This is a genomic window from Paenibacillus anseongensis, assembly GCF_009757995.1.
In the GTDB taxonomy this organism is placed as follows: Bacteria; Bacillota; Bacilli; order Paenibacillales; family NBRC-103111; genus Paenibacillus_E; species Paenibacillus_E chondroitinus.
Genome location: NZ_WSEM01000034.1, coordinates 589,698 through 607,546 on the forward strand (window position 1 = coordinate 589,698; position 17,849 = coordinate 607,546).

Genomic DNA, 17,849 nt, shown 5'->3' on the forward strand with positions numbered 1-17,849 from the left:
TTTCTACTCGTCGTCCGCTTCAAGCACATGCGCTTTGCAAAATGCTTCTACCGCCGCGACTTCATCATCCTCAAGATCAAAATCGAGATAGATTTGCGTCGTTTTCTCATAAAGCTCGTATTTCAATAGCCCTGATTTGTCTTCGTCAACGTTGTAGATCGCACGAATGTACAATCCGCTTTCTGAGTACAACTCATCATCTTCCTCAACTTCGATATCTATAAGAAATTCGTATCGTTGTCCGCTCAAAATACCAAACGGATCTTTGATTACTTCAACTGTATAACTCGTAATCGTGAACATCGTATCCCCCCTTTTTCATCTGAAGGCTTTAGTATACCTGATTATGGGAAGAATCGCACATAGGCTTCAGATCAGCTTCACGATTTGTCCCGCTGGAATTTCGACGGAGTCCCCCTCCACACTGATCCAGACGGAAGTGGCTGTGGGATTATGTACAAGATGGCGATCAGCCGAATAGCGTAATTGTTCCACGGCATGTAGGTAGCTATAAATCTCCGAGTTCTTCGCGTACCAAATGTTGTTGTGCCCGCCTACGATCTCGCCAAAACGGTCGATAAGGTCCCAATTGTTATCGTTCTCAAATTCATAGCTATGGCCCCATACATAGAGAAGCGCCATCCGTGTGTGCCTTTGCTCAAGCTTGGCGAACTGCTCGCCGTACTCCAACATTTGCTTATGATGGCAGGTAGGATGCCACCTTAGAAAATCATCGGGCATATGAAATTTCCCATGACTTGCTACGGTTCTCGCATACTCAACACCGAGGTTCGGCAGAATCGAAACAACACGCTCACTGTGTGTTCCAAACGGATAGCTCATTCCCTTAACGGGATAGCCGACCAGAGATTCTAAAGCTCTGCGGTCGTCCATCATTTCCATGACGATTTGTTCATTCGGAGATTGCTCCAGGAATGGATGATCAACTGTATGCGCCGATACCTCGTGTCCTGTGAAAAGAGAGGCAACTTCTTCCGCTGTTATATAGTCTTCTTTGCCCAAAAAACCACTGTTCAAGTGGAAGGTTCCTTTGATCCCGTATTCATTTAACTTCCCCACCAGTCTACGGTCATGCACTCTTCCATCATCATAACTAAGGGTCAGGGCTTTGTGAACCCCGCCAGGAAATCGGTCATTACGAATACGCATTTGGTTTCCCCCAATAAGTTCTTCATAAAGTTATTCCCATATTTTACTTTTAGTTGTCCGATTTGTGCAAGCGTTTTCCGCCACATCTTTATTTAAGGGAACTGCCGTCCGCTTATTTCCAATGCTTGTCAATAAAAGCGTCGCGCCCCGAGGAAATTCGTTCTTCTTTATATTCCTTAGGGTTCTTGGTGTGATAATTCTGGTGGTATTCTTCAGCAGGGAAAAAGGCAACAGCTGGACTGATCTCCGTTACAATCGGCTTATCAAAACGTCCGCTTTGCGCAAGCTCCTCTTTCGATTCGGCGGCAAGCTTCCGCTGCTCTTCGTTATGATAAAAAATAGCCGTACGATACTGGCTACCACGGTCAATGTACTGTCCTTCATCATCGGTAGGATCTATCTGAGGCCAGTATAACTCGAGCAATTTTTCATATGGAAAAATAGCCGGGTCAAACGTAATTTGGACAACTTCCAAATGCCCGGTTTGCCCAGTCTTCACTTGTTCATACGTAGGATTCTCTACTGCACCGCCCATGTAACCAGATACAATACCGTGAATCCCTGGTTGTTCTTCAAATGGACTGACCATGCACCAGAAGCAGCCACCGGCAAAAGTCGCTTTTTGTATCATTAAAATCCCTCTTTCATCAGGTATGATAGGACTGTTTGTATAACTATTTATTATAATTATTTGCGGTTAACAAGTCCATTTTCTGCAGGAGCTGTTATGGAAAATCAACAAAACAGGGAGCAACTGTCTGCAACAGTCCACTCCCTGTTTCCTTCACTTCGTTCCATATTTAATTACCAGACAAACGTCATTGTAACAATAACCAATAGAATGAACAGAACCAAAATTGCGGCTGCACTTGTACTACCTGCTGTATAACCCATAGATCCCATCCTCCTTTCTTAAATAACAATCATTCATTGATGAGGAGGTGTACGACCTTACACACTCACTGAAGTTAGAATGATAACAAGTAAGATGAATAGAACAAGGATAATCGCTGCCGAAGTATACCCTCCACCATTGCATCCAGCTGTATAACCCATTAACAGATCCTCCTCTTATAAAGAAAAGTGTACCGACTTTATAAAGTACGAATCTATTTGAAAAGTTGCGTGGACGAATCACCCAGTAACATTTTACCTATTTTGTGTACCCGTTACCGTTCCAACAGTTTGCCTCCGATGGTGGAACAAGTAATAAATCACAAGCGTTAAAATCATTATACATCCACCGATCAGGAACATCGTATGGTAGTTTGTCTTTGCTGCAATCACCCCGAGCAAATAGGAGCCTACTCCGTACCCTGAGTCAAAAAACACGAGAAACGTGCTGATCGCAACTCCTCTGCGATGACCAGGCGAAGCTTTAACCGCAATGGTCATGAAGCTGGGGAAAATAGCCCCATATCCGATCCCAATTATTCCGGCAGTAATAAGAAACACAGGTGCCGTATACGCTTGGCTCAACCAGATCATCCCGATAATGAATAAAATAATGCCCGGATAAGCAAGGACATGCTCTCCTTTTCGATCGAACAATCTTCCGGTAAAAGGTCGAGTTAGGAGGATCATCAAAGCAAGAATGATAAAAAAGTAGCTTGCAATACGCTCTAGTCCCAACGTTTTGGCGTATACGGAGATAAATGTTGATAAGGCACCATAAGAATATGCAAGGACAAAACCTGCTATGGAAATCGGTATGGCAGACACCTCAATGTAGCGCCGAACTCCCTTAATCACTACCTCCGAGGATGGGCGGTTCACTTGTTTCGTGAATCTCGTAAGCATCCCGCACAATAAAGACAACAGCGAAAAAACAGCAACCATAACGAACATGGCTACATAGCTAATATGCGTTGTTATCCATAAGCCTACAAAAGGCCCTATAACCATTGCAAGACTCATAAACAAACTAAAATAGCCAACTCCCTCTCCTTTTCGATGTTCAGGAATAATATCCAGAGCAATGGCTGAAGTAGAAGTCGTCACGATCCCAAAAGCAAAACCATGAATAAACCGCAATACAAGTAGGACAGAATAGTTGTCAATCCATAGATACGACAAACTACATATCGTAGAGATAATTAATGCAATATTTAAAAGTTTTCTTCTGTTTATCTCTTCTAACCACTTTCCAGTTAAAGGCCTTGAAATGACCGCCGTAATGACAAAAACCGTTATAACAAGACCAATGCCTTGTTCACTCCCGCGCAACTCATCGAGTACAAATTGCGGCAAAGTCACGGCTAAAATATAAAAGGTCATAAAGATAAAAAAGTGACTAAAACTAATCATTAAAAAATCCCGGCTCCATAATCTCTCTTTCTCCACTTCGATCCCTTCTTTCTCTCTATAGTATCTTTCATTTTCAGATGATTAATGCAACTATGCTCCTCCACTACATGTAAGCATTGTAGTAAAATATTCATTAATAGATCAATACATATATTTCAATAATAATCATCGAAAATTTCAATGATAGGGAGGGAGTTTATCGATCTAATGCTAGGACGTCCGTACCCTCTTTGAACAAACGCCGACACAAAAAAACAAGCCCTGCGGCTTGTAATTAAGCTTTCTTTGCTTCTTTAAGTTGAAAATACAGACCGCTGGAATCCGACCATTCCGCGAAAAGCACATGCTCATGACGCGGAATTCCGCTAAGCTGCAAAAGCTGGTCCACCCAGGCCCGGTCTCGTCCTAAGCGCTGCAGTGTATCTTCATTGATGCTGCCGTTTTCAATAATATAAGCGGGAAGGCTGACGCTGGCCTGCTGGTCTATTGCATTGCCGCTGATCCCTTCCGGGTCTTTCTGGCGCAGCACACTGATGCTGCCATTCGTCTCGAACAAGGCATAAGCAACTTCGCGCAACGAGAAAATATTATTTTCCCGAAGCAGCATGCCCAACTGGGCGAAATCAAGATTGTTGCGCTTCATCGCCTTGAAATCCACCACGCCGTTTCGGATAATTAGATCGGGCGTCCCCGCGGCATAACGGGACAGTCTCGGGAATCGGGCGATAAACTTTTCCAACCCGAGCGCAAGAAGCGTCCAGATAATCAGAGCGAAAACCAGATGGCTAAGATGAACTTCGTCATCATAAATCGTATTGCCGACCAATTCGCTGAGCATTAAAGAGGAAACGAAGTCAAAAGCGGTCAATTGAGAGATCTCTTTTTTTCCCAGCAATCTGGTCATGATTAAAAGACCGATCAAAGCGACTGTAAGTTTGACACCGATGCTTACATATAGATTGGCATTCACTTTCATCTTCCCCTTCGTGAAATCAAGTGACCTGAGCGTTCATCCTTTCAACTCTTTCAATGATTTCTGATATCGCATCCATGCTGATGGGCTTGCTGATGTAGGCATCCATACCTTCGGATACATACTTCTCGCTATCGCCTTTAATTGCGTGAGCTGTCACTGCCACAATGTACGGTTTTTTCTTACCGCTTAACTGTGCATTGATAAACTTCGTGGCCGCCAAGCCATCCATCCAGGGCATTTGAATATCCATAAAAATGATATCATACGGATATCGCTTGACAGCTTCTACAGCTTCTTTTCCGTTTTGGACCAGGGTCGTTTTGTGTCCGAGTTTCTCTATCATTTTCTTTAACACCAGTTGATTTACTTCGTTGTCTTCGGCAATTAATATTTTCAAAGACAGTTCTTCTGAATTTTCGCTGATATTTTCCTGCTCGCGCCAAATATCATATTGCGATGAGTCGGAATGATTCAATTGGACCCGAAAGTTCCCTGTGAACAGGAACGTTGATCCGGTTTGATCTATAGCAGCCTCATGCCAGATTTCACCGTCCATGAGCCCAACAAGCTTTTTACAGATAGCTAATCCTAAACCCGTCCCCTCTGTTTTCCGAGTCATAAAATGATCAACTTGATAAAAAGGTTCAAATAAATGGCCTACCTGATCTTTTGGTATACCGATCCCTGTATCCTTGACGGCAAATTGAAGGCGCACCTGATTTGATGCTTGCGACACCAATTCAACGCTGATGGAAACCGACCCCTTAGGAGTGAACTTTATAGCATTGCTAAGTAAATTCATCAGAACTTGTCTTAACTTCGTCGTATCCCCATAAACCAAGTTAGGAACTTCAGGACAGACCGATGTTGTGATCTCCAGATTTTTCTCAAGCGCTTTAGACATGACCATATAAAGTGTTTCTGATAAAACAGTGCTCACACTCAACGGTTCTTCCACTAATTCCGTCCTGCCGGATTCAATTTTGGAGAAATCCAGAATATCATTGATAATCGCGAGCAAAGTGGCACCACTTTTTTTAATAATTTCCACATATTCAATCTGCTCTTCATCCAAATTCGTCTCTAAAAGCACTTCCGTCATCCCAATAACCCCGTTCATCGGTGTACGGATTTCATGACTCATCATCGCTAAAAAATCACTTTTCGCTTTATTCGTTTTTTCAGCGGCTTCCTTCTCAATGATCAATTTTTTTTGTTCCGTCATGTCTTTCGCTATGATGTAAAAGCCCATAATTTGCGTTTGTATAATGATTGGAGCCAGCGTTACCAACACTTCAACCGAATGACCATTTTTATGTTGAATAAAAGCGATATCTTTTTCAACGTTTTCGATTGCTTGATGATTGTTTATATGATTGTTTAAAGCCGAAAGCAAATTGATTGAATTTTTTTCGCCAATTAATTTAGACATTCCACTGCCGATTAGCTCTTCGATCAGATATCCGGTCATTTGCTGTACCATCGTATTGCCATTCATAATAATGCCGTCCAAACCAAAAGAAATGATTGCATCGTGGTTGTATTTCTTTAATGACGTATACCGTTCAATACTTTCCTGCAGCTTTAGTTCAGCTAGCTTATTCTTGGTTACATCAATAAACTGAGCTATAAAATATAAGGGACTCCCATCCTGATCATCGCGAACTAACGAAACATGGACAGAGGCCCAAACGATATGGCCATTCTTATTAAAATACCGATTCTCCAATTCAAATGAAGGAATGCCGCCATCTAATAGTTCTGCTAGCAAACTTCTGCTATTATTACGATCATCGGGATGCCGAATATCATCTAATGTAAAGTTCCTGAATTCCTCTTCCGTATAGCCGAAAATCCGGCAAACCGCCTTATTAACATTCAGCCATTTTCGTTCCAGAGAGATTAAAGCGATCCCAATCGGCGCATTGGTATATATGTGTCCAAATATAGCTTCGGGGTCAAAAAACTTCAAATCCTGCATCCACGCATTCCTCCTTTTGACAGCTATCCCTATTTTACCATAAAAGAGGGACCTGTCCGTCAGATGATAAAAATTGATCAATCTCTCCTCTACACCCTGCAACATTTCCAGTCGGCCTGTCGTTTGAGATACTGAATGCAAAAACTCAACGAGGTGATAGATCTTGAAATCCCGTAAAAAACTTCTAAGCTTATCCGCAGCTGCCGTTTTGTCCTTATCCTTAGCAGGTCAAAGCTTTGCAGCAACCTCAACGTTCACCGATTTGGAGCAGGTTGCGGCCAAAGATAAAATTATTTCTCTGCAATCGCAAGGTCTCGTATCGGGAGTCAGCAGCGATCTGTTTCAGCCTGATGCAGCGCTAACGGCCTCCCAAGGCATTCAAATGATCGTCAAAGCGGTTGGGTTGAACCTCAACGCGATTAATTTTTTCAAAGCCCCTCTGGCAACCGACTATTTCGCGAAAGCCAACAATGATGCATGGTATGCACAAAGCTTAATTATTGCAGCGAATAACGACCTGAAGCTTGATGCTGAACTGGATCCGAACCAGAATTGGACGAAGGAAATGTTTACAAAAGAATTGCTCATTGCCTTGGACGGCCATAATATCATGCACATGATGAAGCTCCCGCCGATCGCCATCAAAGACAAGGACGACATTACCCTTGACGCACTGGGAGCGATCCAAGCCGCTATTTACAAAGGGATTACATCGCTTGACGCCGATGGCAATTTCCATCCGCAAGCGGATATTACACGCGCGCAAGCTGCAGAAATGATCTATAACTCACTTAAGTACATCCACCCTGCTACGGGTGAGACTACAACACCGGATTCAACCGGCGATGTTCCAAGGAATGGACAAAGCCAACCGATGATTCCTGCAGATGGTCAAACGGGTCAAGTGAAAGCCGATTCCAATGTGTATGAGAACACCCAATACGGTTTTCGTTTCACGCTGCCTGACAGTTGGAAAGGCTACACCATTGTAACGGACAAGTGGGAGGGTCTTTCCGTAGCGGATTCACAAGCTAAGAAAGTGCTTGAAAGCGGCGCAAAGATTAGTATCCGCCATCCTGAGTGGACATCCGAACAACCGAGACAGGATATCCCTATTCTCGTTTTCACTGTTGATCAATGGAATGAGCTTCAACAAGACAAATTCCATATCGGCGCCGCTCCAATCGGACCTAGCGAGCTAACCCGTAATGACAAGTACGTGTTTGCGCTTCCGGCGCGTTATAATTTCGCCTACCCTGAAGGCTACCAAGAGGTAGAGGACATCTTGAAAAGTAATCCGATTCAGCCGATTTCTTAATTTAAACATGTTAAAGAAGGCGCGAATGGTTCGCGCCTTCTTTTTTATAACCGCCTAATTTTCAAATCAAACAAAGAAAACCATCATGATAAACTTCACCGGGGCTAATCTCCTCAATCTATCCGCTCCAGTAAGAGAAAAAACATACGCTTCACCTAACTAGCCGATAGATTTGATAGCGATATGTTTTCCCAAAGGTGCTTTGATTATGCAAAAAATGGATGAATCACTTCGTGAAGGCAAGCAACCCATTTTGTTTATTCCTTCTAGCATATTAAAAAAAAGCCGCCAAATGGCGGGTTTGATCCAAACATCAAGCTGTAACCGATGGAACTACCGGCAAGTATACATCAACCGTAGTCCCCACTCCTTCGACACTCGATATGTCTACATTCCCGCCGTGCGATTGAATAATTTTGATTGTTGTTATCATCCCAAGACCGGTCCCATTCTCTTTCGTTGTATAAAAGGGAGAGCCAATTTTGGCAATTAACTCTTTGGGAATCCCTATGCCTTGGTCAATAACCCGGATTAACATAAGCGAAGTACTCGGCATGGAGGCGATAATTTGGATAACCCCGCCTTCCGGCATGGCTTCCATTGCATTTTTAATAAGATTAATAAAAACTTGTTTCAATTGTTGCCCAATGCATAAGATGGCGGGCAAGCATTCCAGATTTTCAGTCTTGATTTCAATTCTGTTGATTAAAGCTTGAGAACCAAGAAGAAGCACGACATCCTGAATGATTTTATTCACCTGTTGGTTTCTAAATTCATAGGCTTGCGGCTTGGCTAAGAACAACAATTCACTTGTAATGAGTTCTATCCTACCCAATTCTTCCTTCATAATCGTAAAATATTCTTTATTGACCTCCGGTACTTTATGTTCGATCAGCTGTACAAAACCTTTGAGGGATGTAAGCGGATTCCTAATTTCATGAGCAATTGAAGCAGCAAGTTGTCCAACTGCAGTAAGTTTCTCCGACTCCACTAACAGCACTTCATTTTTATTTTCTTGAGAAACGTCTCGCGCAACCCCATATACCCCAACAGGCTCATTGTTCACAATGATTGGCATATTCGTAACTTTAACATCAAGGATCTTCCCATTTTTATGGTATGCCCTCGTCTCGTAATGCTGTATGGTGCCCTTGGCCGCTTCCGCAAAAAATTTCATCGTCTTATCCAATTCCTCAGGCGGGATAAGCGGAACAAATGTCATATTAAGAAGCTCATCTTCACGATATCCCAACAAACGCTCCGTGGCTGGATTAACGCTGAGATAATTCCCTTTTAAATCAAGAGAAAACACGGCATCAGGGTTATATTTAAATAGCGACTCGTAATGCTGTTCCTTACGTAACAAGACCCCCTTCTTGCTAGTAATATCTTTAAAGTATACGGAAAGACCATTAGAAGATGGATAGACCCTCACATCAAACCACTTCTCTAAATGAGGAAAGTAAGCTTCAAATTCCACTGTCACTTGTTCATTCATCGCTTTGTAATAATGTTCATAGAATGATAAATTCGAGTCTTCTCGAAAATCATTCCATAGATTTTTACCGATTAGGTCCGTTTGCGCGCGGAACAGAAGCTTGGTGGCTTCGTTGTGTATGTATGTAAGTACCCAATCGTTATTAACTGCAAAAAATGCATCTGTGACACGATCAAAAACATTAAATTGCTCAGGAATATCGACCATATGCTCCCCTCATCTCGAAAAAAATGGATTGCAGCAATTCAAAAAAGCCTAAATAAAAGGTGCTTTCGCAACTTAAATTTAGGCTTATGTCCAGCACTTTTTTCTGGCTCATTACCGCCAACTATCGATTCGGACTTAAAATAAACGTGATGATACTTCTATCAAGATCGAAATCCCAATCAACAAAAACATCCAGCACTTTCATTTTCAAAATAGTGGGAAAATGACTGTTGTTATGCAACCTACTTTTTTCCAGATTACGTTTTGCCAACTTCAAACTCTCTTCGTGGCCAATCCGAATTAATTCTTTCTCTATGCTGATTAGAATACCATTGCGAATGACAAGAAGAGTTCTTTCATTGATCATGAAAGAATACAGTTCCTCAGGGCTCTTTTGCACTTGGCAGCTAATCGTATCAATCTCCTTATGGAGTGCCTCTTTCCCTGTGTAGCTCTGCTCCAAGGCGTTATGTAGCCGACTCTCACGACTCTCATCTGATTCAATTCCTACCATTATACCCGAATGATTATGTAGGTCCCAATCATAATAAAACTCACGAATCTGCATGTCTGTAAGTAAGAGCAAATAGGCTTTAATTTCAGGAATTAACGATTTCATTACGAGGTCTCTTGTATTTAAAATGGAAAAAACCTTGTCCTGTTGAAGAAGAATTTTCTCTGTAGCTGATAGGAAGCTGCGCAAATAGATCACTGCGAACGGGCGATTAATACTTACGAAGATAGATTCTGGCCCTTTACCGAAAGCTTCTCGAAGCAATCTGCCAACATGGCCTGTGAGTTCGTTATGCATCTGTTTCTCGGTATTATTCAAATCATTCATCCTCGGTATAGGTAGAAGCGTATTGTCTTTTACCCTTAAGTTAATTTTAATTTCTTTTATTAAATAAAACAATGATTAAGACCTAGAATGTATTATTTTCCTTTTCATGCGATTTTATGCTTATATAAAAAACGCGCAGAATTTATGGACTTGGATTCAAAATAAACACAAAGATGCTTTTATCCAGATGAAAATCCCAATCAGCAAAGACATCTATAATTTTAGAGTTCAATATTTTCTGAAAATGTGTGTTGTTGTTATGCAAATGCCTTTTTTCAAGATTACGCTCCGCTAATTTTAAACTTTCCTCAAATCCAAGTTGAATGAGCTCTTTTCCGATGCTAATCAAGATGCCATGACGGACAACCAAGAGTGTGCGTTCATTAATCATGCAGGAATAGATGTCATCAGGGCTTTTCTGAATTTGATTGCTAATCTGATCGATTTCTTGATGAAGGGCCTCTTTTCCTACATATCTCTCTTGTACGCTAGCCGCAGAAATATATTTGTCGTCTGATTCAATCCCAACCAAAACACCTGATTGATTGTGAAGTACCCAATCATAATAAAATTCGCAAATCTTCATGCCAGAATGAATGAACAAGAAGGCTTTTAGTTCCGGGATTAACGATTTCATAACCAGGTCTCTTGTATGCTGTATGGAAAGCAGTTGGTCTTGTTGAAGAAGTATTTTCTCCGTTGGCGACAGAAAATTGCGTAAATAAATGACGATATAAGGGCGGCTGATGCTAACAAAAACAGACTGAGGACCTTTTCCAAAAGCTTCTCTTAGCAATCTGCCAATGTAACTTGCAATTTCGTTTTGAGCTTGTTTATTGTTCTTATCCAAAAAATCCATCCTCGATTTAGGTAAGTCTTGTAGCTTTTACCTTGATGTAGTATTTACGAAAAACTAAAAAAGCCTAAATAGAAGTTGTCAGGAGCAACTTGTATTTAGGCTTATGTCCAGCACTGTCTCTGGTTCATTCATGCCAAATGCACTATTAGAAGTATGAAAAAAACATTTAATATTATTAGGCTAAAGCATTATGTCTTTTGCCCTATTTTTTATTTTAATAATTTTTAACAAATAAAACAACCATTCTTCGTTTTAAGTTTTCTAATTACACCACATGATATGATTTTTTGCTCAATCCAAGGCTGAATAATCAATTTCCCGATCCTTGAAATAATATTTTTTATCATGCTCGGAAACTTCTCGCAGTACCTTGCAAGGATTCCCTACAGCGATTACGTTAGACGGGAGGTCTTTTGTCACAATACTTCCTGCTCCGATCACAGTATTATCGCCAATCTTGACACCTGGGAGCAAAACAGCACCAGCACCTATCCAGCAATTTTTCCCGATTGTTACAGGTGCATTAAATTGATATGCTTTTTCTCGTAGTTCAGGTAAAATCGGATGCCCTGCAGTTGCCACTGTAACGTTCGGCCCAAACATGGTGTAATCTCCAACATAGATGTGCGTATCGTCAACCAATGTCAAATTAAAGTTCGCATAAATGTTTTTGCCAAAATGAACATGCTTGCCACCCCAATTGGAATGAAACGGTGGTTCGATGTAACATCCTTCACCAATCTCCGCAAACATTTCTTTCATTAGAGCCATTCTTTTTTCGTACTCCAGAGGACGTGTCTGATTAAAATCATATAGTCGCTCAAGACAAAGAGTTTGCTCCTTTGCCAGTACTTCATTTCCAGGCAAATACAAGCTACCATTGTGAAGATTTTCTTTAATGTTCATTTTCGCACCTCATGAAATTTGATTTATTTTGATTAATTTTGAGTAGAAAGATCTCGGGTAATATTGTTTAGCCACTTAAATCGACGATAACGAATGAGCGCAATTGGTTCTTTTATAACCTCGTCCAAACAAATAATAGCAAACACAGCTATTGGCGGGAGTTGCCACACAAAAGCACTTAAATATCCTAATGGTAAAATGATGATCCACATGACAATCGTGTCACACCAGAAGCCAAACTTGGAATCACCTCCTGCAACAAAAATTCCTCCAATGGTTACAGAGTTAATGGATTTTGGGATACAGTAATAGGCACATATAAATAACATTCCATTCAGATAATGCTGCGCCTGCTCATCTAAGCTTATTACTTGAAAAACCAAAGGTTTGATTAATAACGTCATGATGCCTGCTAAAATGCCAAATATAATGGAATAGGAAGTGATGATATTTCCATATTTTTTAGCTATTTCTATTTGGCCATTGCCCAAATACTTCCCGATTAGAACTGAACCGCCGCTTGCAATGCCACCACACAATACGATCACTAAATTCTTAACAACGGAAGCTACAGAATTGGCAGCCACCATATCTGCATTGATATGGCCGATTATTGCTGCTGTTGCTGTAATAGCACAGCCCCAAACAATATAATTCCCTTGAATTGGGAAGGTATATTTTAAATAATCTCTTTGCAGGTTACGTTGAACCTTATCGCGCTTTGGGAATTTCAACTTAATTTTCCCCTTAACTGAGTGCACAATGCAACTGCCAAATTCGATGAAACGTGCAAGAGCAGTGGATACTGCAACCGCTACAATTGCCTTATCGGGATCATCTGGATATAGGATGAAAATACTGAGGGCATTAAATAGAATGTTGAGAATAAGACACATGGAACTTATCCATGCACTTAGACGTGCATTTTCCATACTCCTGATAACACTAAAATACATCTGTGAAATGCCACCTACTAAGTAGGAAAAGGAGAGAACTTGCAGGAATTGGGAACCGTATGAAATCAGATCCTCGTCATTTGTGAATAGACCCATAAGTACATCAGGCATTAACATTGAAATCCCAAAAAAGATGAGGGAAACCACTGAAGTATACATACATCCGATGCTTAGGACACGTTCAATGGTTTTTAAATCCTGTTTGCCCCAATACTGTGCGGTTAAAATTCCAACTCCAGAAGCCAATCCCATATAAAATAACGTCAGTACAAACGTTACTTGACCCGCCAGCGAAACGGCTGACATCGCAGACTGATTAATAAAACCTAACATGACGACATCAACTGTAACGGCTAATGCAGAAATTAGATTCTGTAAGGCAATTGGTATCACTAGACGAATCAACTGCTGATTAAAATTCTTGTCTAAATAATTTGACGATAGTAAATTACGCCACATATTTTTCCCTCTTTCTAATCGGTTACACTATAAAAATAGAACATTTGTTATTTTGATTCCATAAAAATCGGGTATAATAATATCAAAATCGTATTTACATAGGGAGAGGCGTCATTTTGCAACTAGACGTATTTTCTGACTTATCCGAACAAGTCGGTTACAACTTAACGCACCTCAAACTTAGAGTTGCCAAAGGAACGTTAATTCAGTTCGATAAATTCGCGGCAGCGTGTCATTGGCACACAGATTTAGAGTTCATATCCGTTTTGGACGGATCCATGAATTTTTATGTGCACGGAGAAACGGTGCTTTTAGAAAAAGGTCAAGGGATATTTGTAAATAGCAAGCGTTTGCATTATGGATATTCTTCCGATATGTCAGATTGCATTTACATTGTGGCATGTATTCATCCTTCGATAATCGGAACAGAACGCTGGCTTGGGAATGAATATTGGGAAGAGAAATTCGGGTCAAATACAGAAGATTTTATTGTTCTACAGGGAGATATCCCCTGGCACAAAGAGACTCTCCTTTGCTTAGATCAACTTTACGAAGAGATGCACAGCAACCAGCGAAACCCTCTTTCATTGCTGTCGCTGGCCGTTTCGTTATGTGCAACAATAGGGCGTCATATTGAAGATAGAAGCCAACAAACAGCGATTGATCACACTTCGTTTTATATTTGGAAAATGACGGCATTTATTCATGGGAATTATGAAAACAAAATCACGCTTGAACATATAGCAACCTCGGGTTCCACAAGCAGAACTCACTGCTGTAAACTGTTTGCGCAATATCTAGGACAAACGCCAAATGAATATCTGACTAATTACCGTCTGAAGAAAAGTTGTGAATTACTGATGGGAACAGCCAGATCAATTAGCGACATAGCTTTATCTTGCGGGTTTCAGAGTGCTAGTTATTTTTCATTTGTCTTCCGAAAGGAATTTGGGAAGACTCCTAATGATTATCGTAAACGGCAGAATGAATAGATGATGCCTTGAACAGTGGTTAAACGGAAGAGGAATTTAATCATAAAAAATGGAGTAACTGCTGAAAGCAGACTACTCCATTTTTTTCTTTAGGGTTTCGTTTCCCTCCCAATTGTCTGGCAGCCAAAAGCCATTTCGTACTTTGGTGAAGCTGCCACGCGATAACCCTTCACTCTATCGCTTCTTTTAAACTAGTCCTGTTTCTTCGTCAAGTCCAAGCATAATATTCATATTTTGAATGGCTGCCCCTGAAGCGCCTTTACCTAAATTATCAAATCTCGATACGAGTAATATCTGGTCTTTATGACCAAAAACAAATATATCTAAATAATTTGTATTATTGTTTTTCATGAGATTGAAAAAACCATCTTCTAAATAGGCCTCAGAGTCGAATGGAGCAACTCGTACAAAACGATCATCTCTATAATAAGAAGCAAGCAGTTCTTGAATATTACTTGCAGTAACTTTTTTATTAAAAATTCTAGAAATTAGAGGAATACTTATTGCATCACCTTGATAATAATTTCCGACAATTGGAGTAAACAGTGGTGCTGTGTTTAGTCCTGAATATAGTTGCATTTCTGGAAGATGCTTATGATTAAGGTTAAGTGCATAATGTCTTGGGGCAAAGAGCTGTTCAGTATTTGAGTTCTGGTACTCAGATATTAGTTTCTTACCTCCACCACTATATCCCGTAAGCGCATAACAAGACATAGGGTAATCCCTTGGAATTATTTCTTCCGCAACCAATGGGTGTATTGCTAAAATAAACCCCGTTGCATGACAACCTGGGACAGTTACTCTAGATGAATTTTGGATTTTGGTTCTTTGGCTTCTATGTATTTCAGGTAATCCATAAGTCCAATCCGGGTTGGTCCTGAAAGCGGTACTTGCATCAATGATTTTGGTTTTATTATTATTTATCATAGCTACAGCATCTCTTGAAGCAGCATCAGGTAGGCAAAGAAAGACGACATCTGCTTCGTTAATTAAAGCCCTACGGGTTTCGTAATCTTTTCGTTTTTCCGACTCAATTGTGATTACTTCAATGTTAGGAATCTTGGATAAGTAATCATGGATTTTTAGACCAGTTGTTCCTTCTTGACCATCGACAAATATTTTATATGTCATTATTCCACCTCTTACCAATTATATATGTATTAATATACGTTAATATGTATATATATACAATATAAAGATTGAGTTAATCTGTCCGATAGCGTAACGCTGCTGCCATTGGATGCCGGCAGCAGCGTCTTAGTTTCGACTATTCTTTGAAGCAAAGAAGTTATTCATCATTTCTTTTGCTTCATTTGGATTTCTTAGCTCTATGAGATTACCATCTTCATCAAATGAATAATGCCCCTTGAATGCTTCGGGCATTTCATTATACTGTTTCTCCTCTTGTCTAAGAGCCTTTTCAAAACAGGAATATCCGTTTTTTTTTATTAAATACGGAAGTCCACAGGCTGAACGTATAAATTCATATTCTTGATAGTTGTAAGGTGTATTCTCCGGTCTTTTCATTAACAGCTTTAAGAAGTGTTCCATGATCTGCTCGATTTCAGTTTCTGTTGTATAATTTGCTAGACCACGAATTGCTTTCAACTTCATATCTAAATATCGTTCTTTTTTATATACATCAAAAAAAATTGTTTTAGGCCAATTTCATTATGCATTAAAATCCCGAGTATTATATTTCTTAAAGTAATGTCTTTTAGTTTAAAATAAATATCTTTTAAAACTTGAACATCATTTGTTTTTATAAAATGATAATTCAAATCATTGATTGCTTCTCTAAATCGTAAATCTCTTTCGGAAAAAATAGCTGTCTTCAAATATTCAATGGCAGTTTCATGGCTGGATGGTTCCATCAAGTGATCCTCCATTTCCATTTCGGTGAAAAAATAACGCATCCGCGGAAACGGTAGCCGATCGACATGACCGGGTGCTGCGGTGACTGTATTGAACTAAACTATCCGTTAGTGTAGTTATTTTAGTCTTTCTTAATGGCCTTATCTCCGATATTCCATTTAAGAAATAAATTTATGTCTTTAATTGCATCAAGTATTCGCCACTGGTACTCAGTATTTTCTCGAAGTTCTCTAATTAATATAGGCTTTACTATATATTTTTCCAATTGGGCATTTGTTCGTGCTATGTAGGCTAATCCTAGTATTGCATTTGCTCTCAACGCGGCGTCTTTGTGTTGTGAAAGTTTGATGCACAAATCTTGAGCATACTTCCAGTTCGGATGATACATACCTACGGATAATGGGAGTATCATCAGTTCATGAATGTCATTTCTAGCCAGTATTTCATTGATCTCGTCATTTGTTAATTCAACCAGTGCCTTGTAAATTCTCTTCTCAGTCACACGCGCACCTCCCTTGCCAAACAACCGTTACTTTTCCGCTATGGTACCCGTTAGTTTAATGGTCAACTTAAACGTTTTCTCCACATGCAACACACATTTTGGCCTGTGGTGTTCTTAGTGGCTTTCCACATTTCCTACATGGATCTCCGTACTGTGAAATTCTATGATGCATTATAGCGTTGTGATGCAAATCTTTATACCCAGTAATCCTCTCGTATTCTTGCACTAATGGACTGAATAATTCATTCAATGAGCTTTTCATCAACGAATCATTTCTATATTTTTGTGCACTTTGCATACACTCAAAATAAAGTTGATTTATTTGTTGATATTCAACTTCATCAAGCATTGGCATTACCTGCTTACATCTCCAGCACCACATTAATTTCATTTAAACACCTCGGGGATACCAAATATTTCACATTGAACTATACATAAATTGAATTGATTCAACTATCGTTTTGCGTTAGTGTAATCCTATCTCTGATTAGTGATGCTCATTTTAAATCATCTAAGGTATAAGTTCGATTACAGTTTGGACATTTTAAATCAAATGTCATTTCGTACTTCTCACCATAGTGATATTCCCCTGGTTCATTTAATGATTTTGACCATCCTTTTCCTTTATATACTTTGTGAGATATCCTTTTTAATCTTGTATTACATACTTTGCAAGAATGCTTTATAATAAAATAATTTTTTATTTGAGCGCTTGTTAGGTTTAATCTAATTGAGGTGCCTGTTGGGATACCATATTTAATAATAAACAGGACTATCAAAATTAAACATACGATGATAAAGCCTAACCAAAAAGCTGATTCATTCATAGCCTCTCTCGCATTCCTTTATGTTTTTCATCTTGGTAACTTCTAAATTTCGTGAAGTGATTGAAATTGTCCTGCCCGTCAGTGATTTAGTTACCATCACGCTCTATTGCCTATCGTAATCGAGTAGATAGGGGCGGCTAGCCCCTGACCTCTCACACCACCGTACATGCGGGTC

Annotated in this window: 19 protein-coding genes; 2 read left to right on the plus strand and 17 right to left on the minus strand. The window is 40.0% G+C overall.

Annotation, left to right across the window (positions count from 1 at the left end; genetic code table 11):
• Positions 1-3 precede the first annotated feature (3 nt).
• The 7 genes from GON05_RS33705 to GON05_RS33740 all read right to left on the minus strand — a co-directional run bounded on the left by GON05_RS33705 (position 4) and on the right by GON05_RS33740 (position 6,434).
• Positions 4-303 carry a DUF6509 family protein gene (locus GON05_RS33705; RefSeq protein ID WP_127454422.1) on the minus strand — a complete coding sequence of 100 codons (300 nt, stop codon included), beginning with the start codon at positions 301-303 and terminating at the stop codon, positions 4-6.
• Positions 304-369: 66 nt separating this feature from the next.
• A complete protein-coding gene (locus tag GON05_RS33710) occupies positions 370-1,170 on the minus strand; it encodes a polysaccharide deacetylase family protein (protein ID WP_157325759.1) in 801 nt (266 codons plus the stop codon).
• 112 nt (positions 1,171-1,282) lie between these two features.
• Positions 1,283-1,798: a peptide-methionine (S)-S-oxide reductase MsrA gene (gene msrA, locus GON05_RS33715; RefSeq protein ID WP_181646346.1), complete on the minus strand. Its 516-nt coding sequence runs from the start codon at positions 1,796-1,798 to the stop codon at positions 1,283-1,285.
• 323 nt (positions 1,799-2,121) lie between these two features.
• Positions 2,122-2,226 (minus strand): YjcZ family sporulation protein, encoded by a 105-nt coding sequence (locus GON05_RS33725; protein ID WP_127454428.1) that lies wholly within the window; start codon positions 2,224-2,226, stop codon positions 2,122-2,124.
• 93 nt (positions 2,227-2,319) lie between these two features.
• Positions 2,320-3,513 carry an MFS transporter gene (locus GON05_RS33730; protein ID WP_181646329.1) on the minus strand — a complete coding sequence of 398 codons (1,194 nt, stop codon included), beginning with the start codon at positions 3,511-3,513 and terminating at the stop codon, positions 2,320-2,322.
• 238 nt (positions 3,514-3,751) lie between these two features.
• Positions 3,752-4,447 carry a DUF421 domain-containing protein gene (locus GON05_RS33735; RefSeq protein ID WP_309491808.1) on the minus strand — a complete coding sequence of 232 codons (696 nt, stop codon included), beginning with the start codon at positions 4,445-4,447 and terminating at the stop codon, positions 3,752-3,754.
• Positions 4,448-4,469: 22 nt separating this feature from the next.
• Positions 4,470-6,434 (minus strand): PAS domain S-box protein, encoded by a 1,965-nt coding sequence (locus GON05_RS33740; protein WP_157325769.1) that lies wholly within the window; start codon positions 6,432-6,434, stop codon positions 4,470-4,472.
• Positions 6,435-6,597: 163 nt separating this feature from the next.
• On the opposite strand from GON05_RS33740, the gene GON05_RS39130 reads away from it, so the two are divergent.
• Positions 6,598-7,752, plus strand: coding sequence for an S-layer homology domain-containing protein (locus GON05_RS39130; RefSeq protein WP_220138856.1), 1,155 nt, complete (start codon positions 6,598-6,600; stop codon positions 7,750-7,752).
• A gap of 313 nt (positions 7,753-8,065) precedes the next feature.
• On the opposite strand, the gene GON05_RS33750 is transcribed toward GON05_RS39130, so the two are convergent.
• The 5 genes from GON05_RS33750 to GON05_RS33770 form a co-directional block, all read right to left on the minus strand.
• Positions 8,066-9,457 (minus strand): PAS domain-containing sensor histidine kinase, encoded by a 1,392-nt coding sequence (locus tag GON05_RS33750; RefSeq protein ID WP_157325771.1) that lies wholly within the window; start codon positions 9,455-9,457, stop codon positions 8,066-8,068.
• A gap of 121 nt (positions 9,458-9,578) precedes the next feature.
• Positions 9,579-10,298 carry a Na-translocating system protein MpsC family protein gene (locus GON05_RS33755; protein WP_157325773.1) on the minus strand — a complete coding sequence of 240 codons (720 nt, stop codon included), beginning with the start codon at positions 10,296-10,298 and terminating at the stop codon, positions 9,579-9,581.
• 142 nt (positions 10,299-10,440) lie between these two features.
• Positions 10,441-11,157 carry a Na-translocating system protein MpsC family protein gene (locus GON05_RS33760; RefSeq protein WP_246239650.1) on the minus strand — a complete coding sequence of 239 codons (717 nt, stop codon included), beginning with the start codon at positions 11,155-11,157 and terminating at the stop codon, positions 10,441-10,443.
• A gap of 291 nt (positions 11,158-11,448) precedes the next feature.
• Positions 11,449-12,063 (minus strand): sugar O-acetyltransferase, encoded by a 615-nt coding sequence (locus GON05_RS33765; protein WP_157325776.1) that lies wholly within the window; start codon positions 12,061-12,063, stop codon positions 11,449-11,451.
• Between the two features lie 32 nt (positions 12,064-12,095).
• Positions 12,096-13,478, minus strand: a complete 1,383-nt coding sequence (locus tag GON05_RS33770) for an MATE family efflux transporter (RefSeq protein ID WP_157325777.1) — start codon at positions 13,476-13,478, stop codon at positions 12,096-12,098.
• Positions 13,479-13,594: 116 nt separating this feature from the next.
• On the opposite strand from GON05_RS33770, the gene GON05_RS33775 reads away from it, so the two are divergent.
• Positions 13,595-14,470 (plus strand): AraC family transcriptional regulator, encoded by an 876-nt coding sequence (locus GON05_RS33775; RefSeq protein ID WP_157325778.1) that lies wholly within the window; start codon positions 13,595-13,597, stop codon positions 14,468-14,470.
• A 186-nt stretch (positions 14,471-14,656) separates the two neighbouring features.
• Here GON05_RS33775 and argC read toward each other — a convergent pair whose 3' ends face one another.
• The 5 genes from argC to GON05_RS33795 form a co-directional block, all read right to left on the minus strand.
• A complete protein-coding gene (argC, locus tag GON05_RS33780) occupies positions 14,657-15,601 on the minus strand; it encodes an N-acetyl-gamma-glutamyl-phosphate reductase (RefSeq protein WP_157325779.1) in 945 nt (314 codons plus the stop codon).
• A gap of 126 nt (positions 15,602-15,727) precedes the next feature.
• Entirely contained in the window at positions 15,728-16,084 is a 357-nt protein-coding gene (locus GON05_RS39550; RefSeq protein WP_246239652.1) for a hypothetical protein, read from the minus strand.
• A gap of 2 nt (positions 16,085-16,086) precedes the next feature.
• Complete coding sequence (locus GON05_RS39555) at positions 16,087-16,344, minus strand: hypothetical protein (protein WP_181646330.1); 258 nt, start codon at positions 16,342-16,344, stop codon at positions 16,087-16,089.
• A 122-nt stretch (positions 16,345-16,466) separates the two neighbouring features.
• The gene (locus GON05_RS33790) at positions 16,467-16,847 is read right to left on the minus strand and encodes a hypothetical protein (RefSeq protein ID WP_181646331.1); all 381 of its coding nucleotides are present in this window, start codon (positions 16,845-16,847) and stop codon (positions 16,467-16,469) included.
• 67 nt (positions 16,848-16,914) lie between these two features.
• Positions 16,915-17,196, minus strand: a complete 282-nt coding sequence (locus tag GON05_RS33795) for a hypothetical protein (RefSeq protein ID WP_246239654.1) — start codon at positions 17,194-17,196, stop codon at positions 16,915-16,917.
• Positions 17,197-17,849 lie beyond the last annotated feature (653 nt).

What these genes read in the sequence shown, in the direction of transcription:
- GON05_RS33710 (WP_157325759.1), bottom strand. Translation starts at nt 1,170, where the DNA reads ATGCGTATTCGTAATGACCGATTTCCTGGCGGGGTTCACAAAGCCCTG.
- GON05_RS33795 (WP_246239654.1), bottom strand. Translation starts at nt 17,196, where the DNA reads ATGCTTGATGAAGTTGAATATCAACAAATAAATCAACTTTATTTTGAG.
- GON05_RS33740 (WP_157325769.1), bottom strand. Translation starts at nt 6,434, where the DNA reads ATGCAGGATTTGAAGTTTTTTGACCCCGAAGCTATATTTGGACACATA.
- GON05_RS39550 (WP_246239652.1), bottom strand. Translation starts at nt 16,084, where the DNA reads ATGAAGTTGAAAGCAATTCGTGGTCTAGCAAATTATACAACAGAAACT.
- GON05_RS33765 (WP_157325776.1), bottom strand. Translation starts at nt 12,063, where the DNA reads ATGAACATTAAAGAAAATCTTCACAATGGTAGCTTGTATTTGCCTGGA.
- GON05_RS33705 (WP_127454422.1), bottom strand. Translation starts at nt 303, where the DNA reads ATGTTCACGATTACGAGTTATACAGTTGAAGTAATCAAAGATCCGTTT.
- argC (WP_157325779.1), bottom strand. Translation starts at nt 15,601, where the DNA reads ATGACATATAAAATATTTGTCGATGGTCAAGAAGGAACAACTGGTCTA.
- GON05_RS33755 (WP_157325773.1), bottom strand. Translation starts at nt 10,298, where the DNA reads ATGAATGATTTGAATAATACCGAGAAACAGATGCATAACGAACTCACA.
- GON05_RS39555 (WP_181646330.1), bottom strand. Translation starts at nt 16,344, where the DNA reads ATGGAACCATCCAGCCATGAAACTGCCATTGAATATTTGAAGACAGCT.
- GON05_RS33760 (WP_246239650.1), bottom strand. Translation starts at nt 11,157, where the DNA reads ATGGATTTTTTGGATAAGAACAATAAACAAGCTCAAAACGAAATTGCA.
- GON05_RS33770 (WP_157325777.1), bottom strand. Translation starts at nt 13,478, where the DNA reads ATGTGGCGTAATTTACTATCGTCAAATTATTTAGACAAGAATTTTAAT.
- GON05_RS33750 (WP_157325771.1), bottom strand. Translation starts at nt 9,457, where the DNA reads ATGGTCGATATTCCTGAGCAATTTAATGTTTTTGATCGTGTCACAGAT.
- GON05_RS33725 (WP_127454428.1), bottom strand. Translation starts at nt 2,226, where the DNA reads ATGGGTTATACAGCTGGATGCAATGGTGGAGGGTATACTTCGGCAGCG.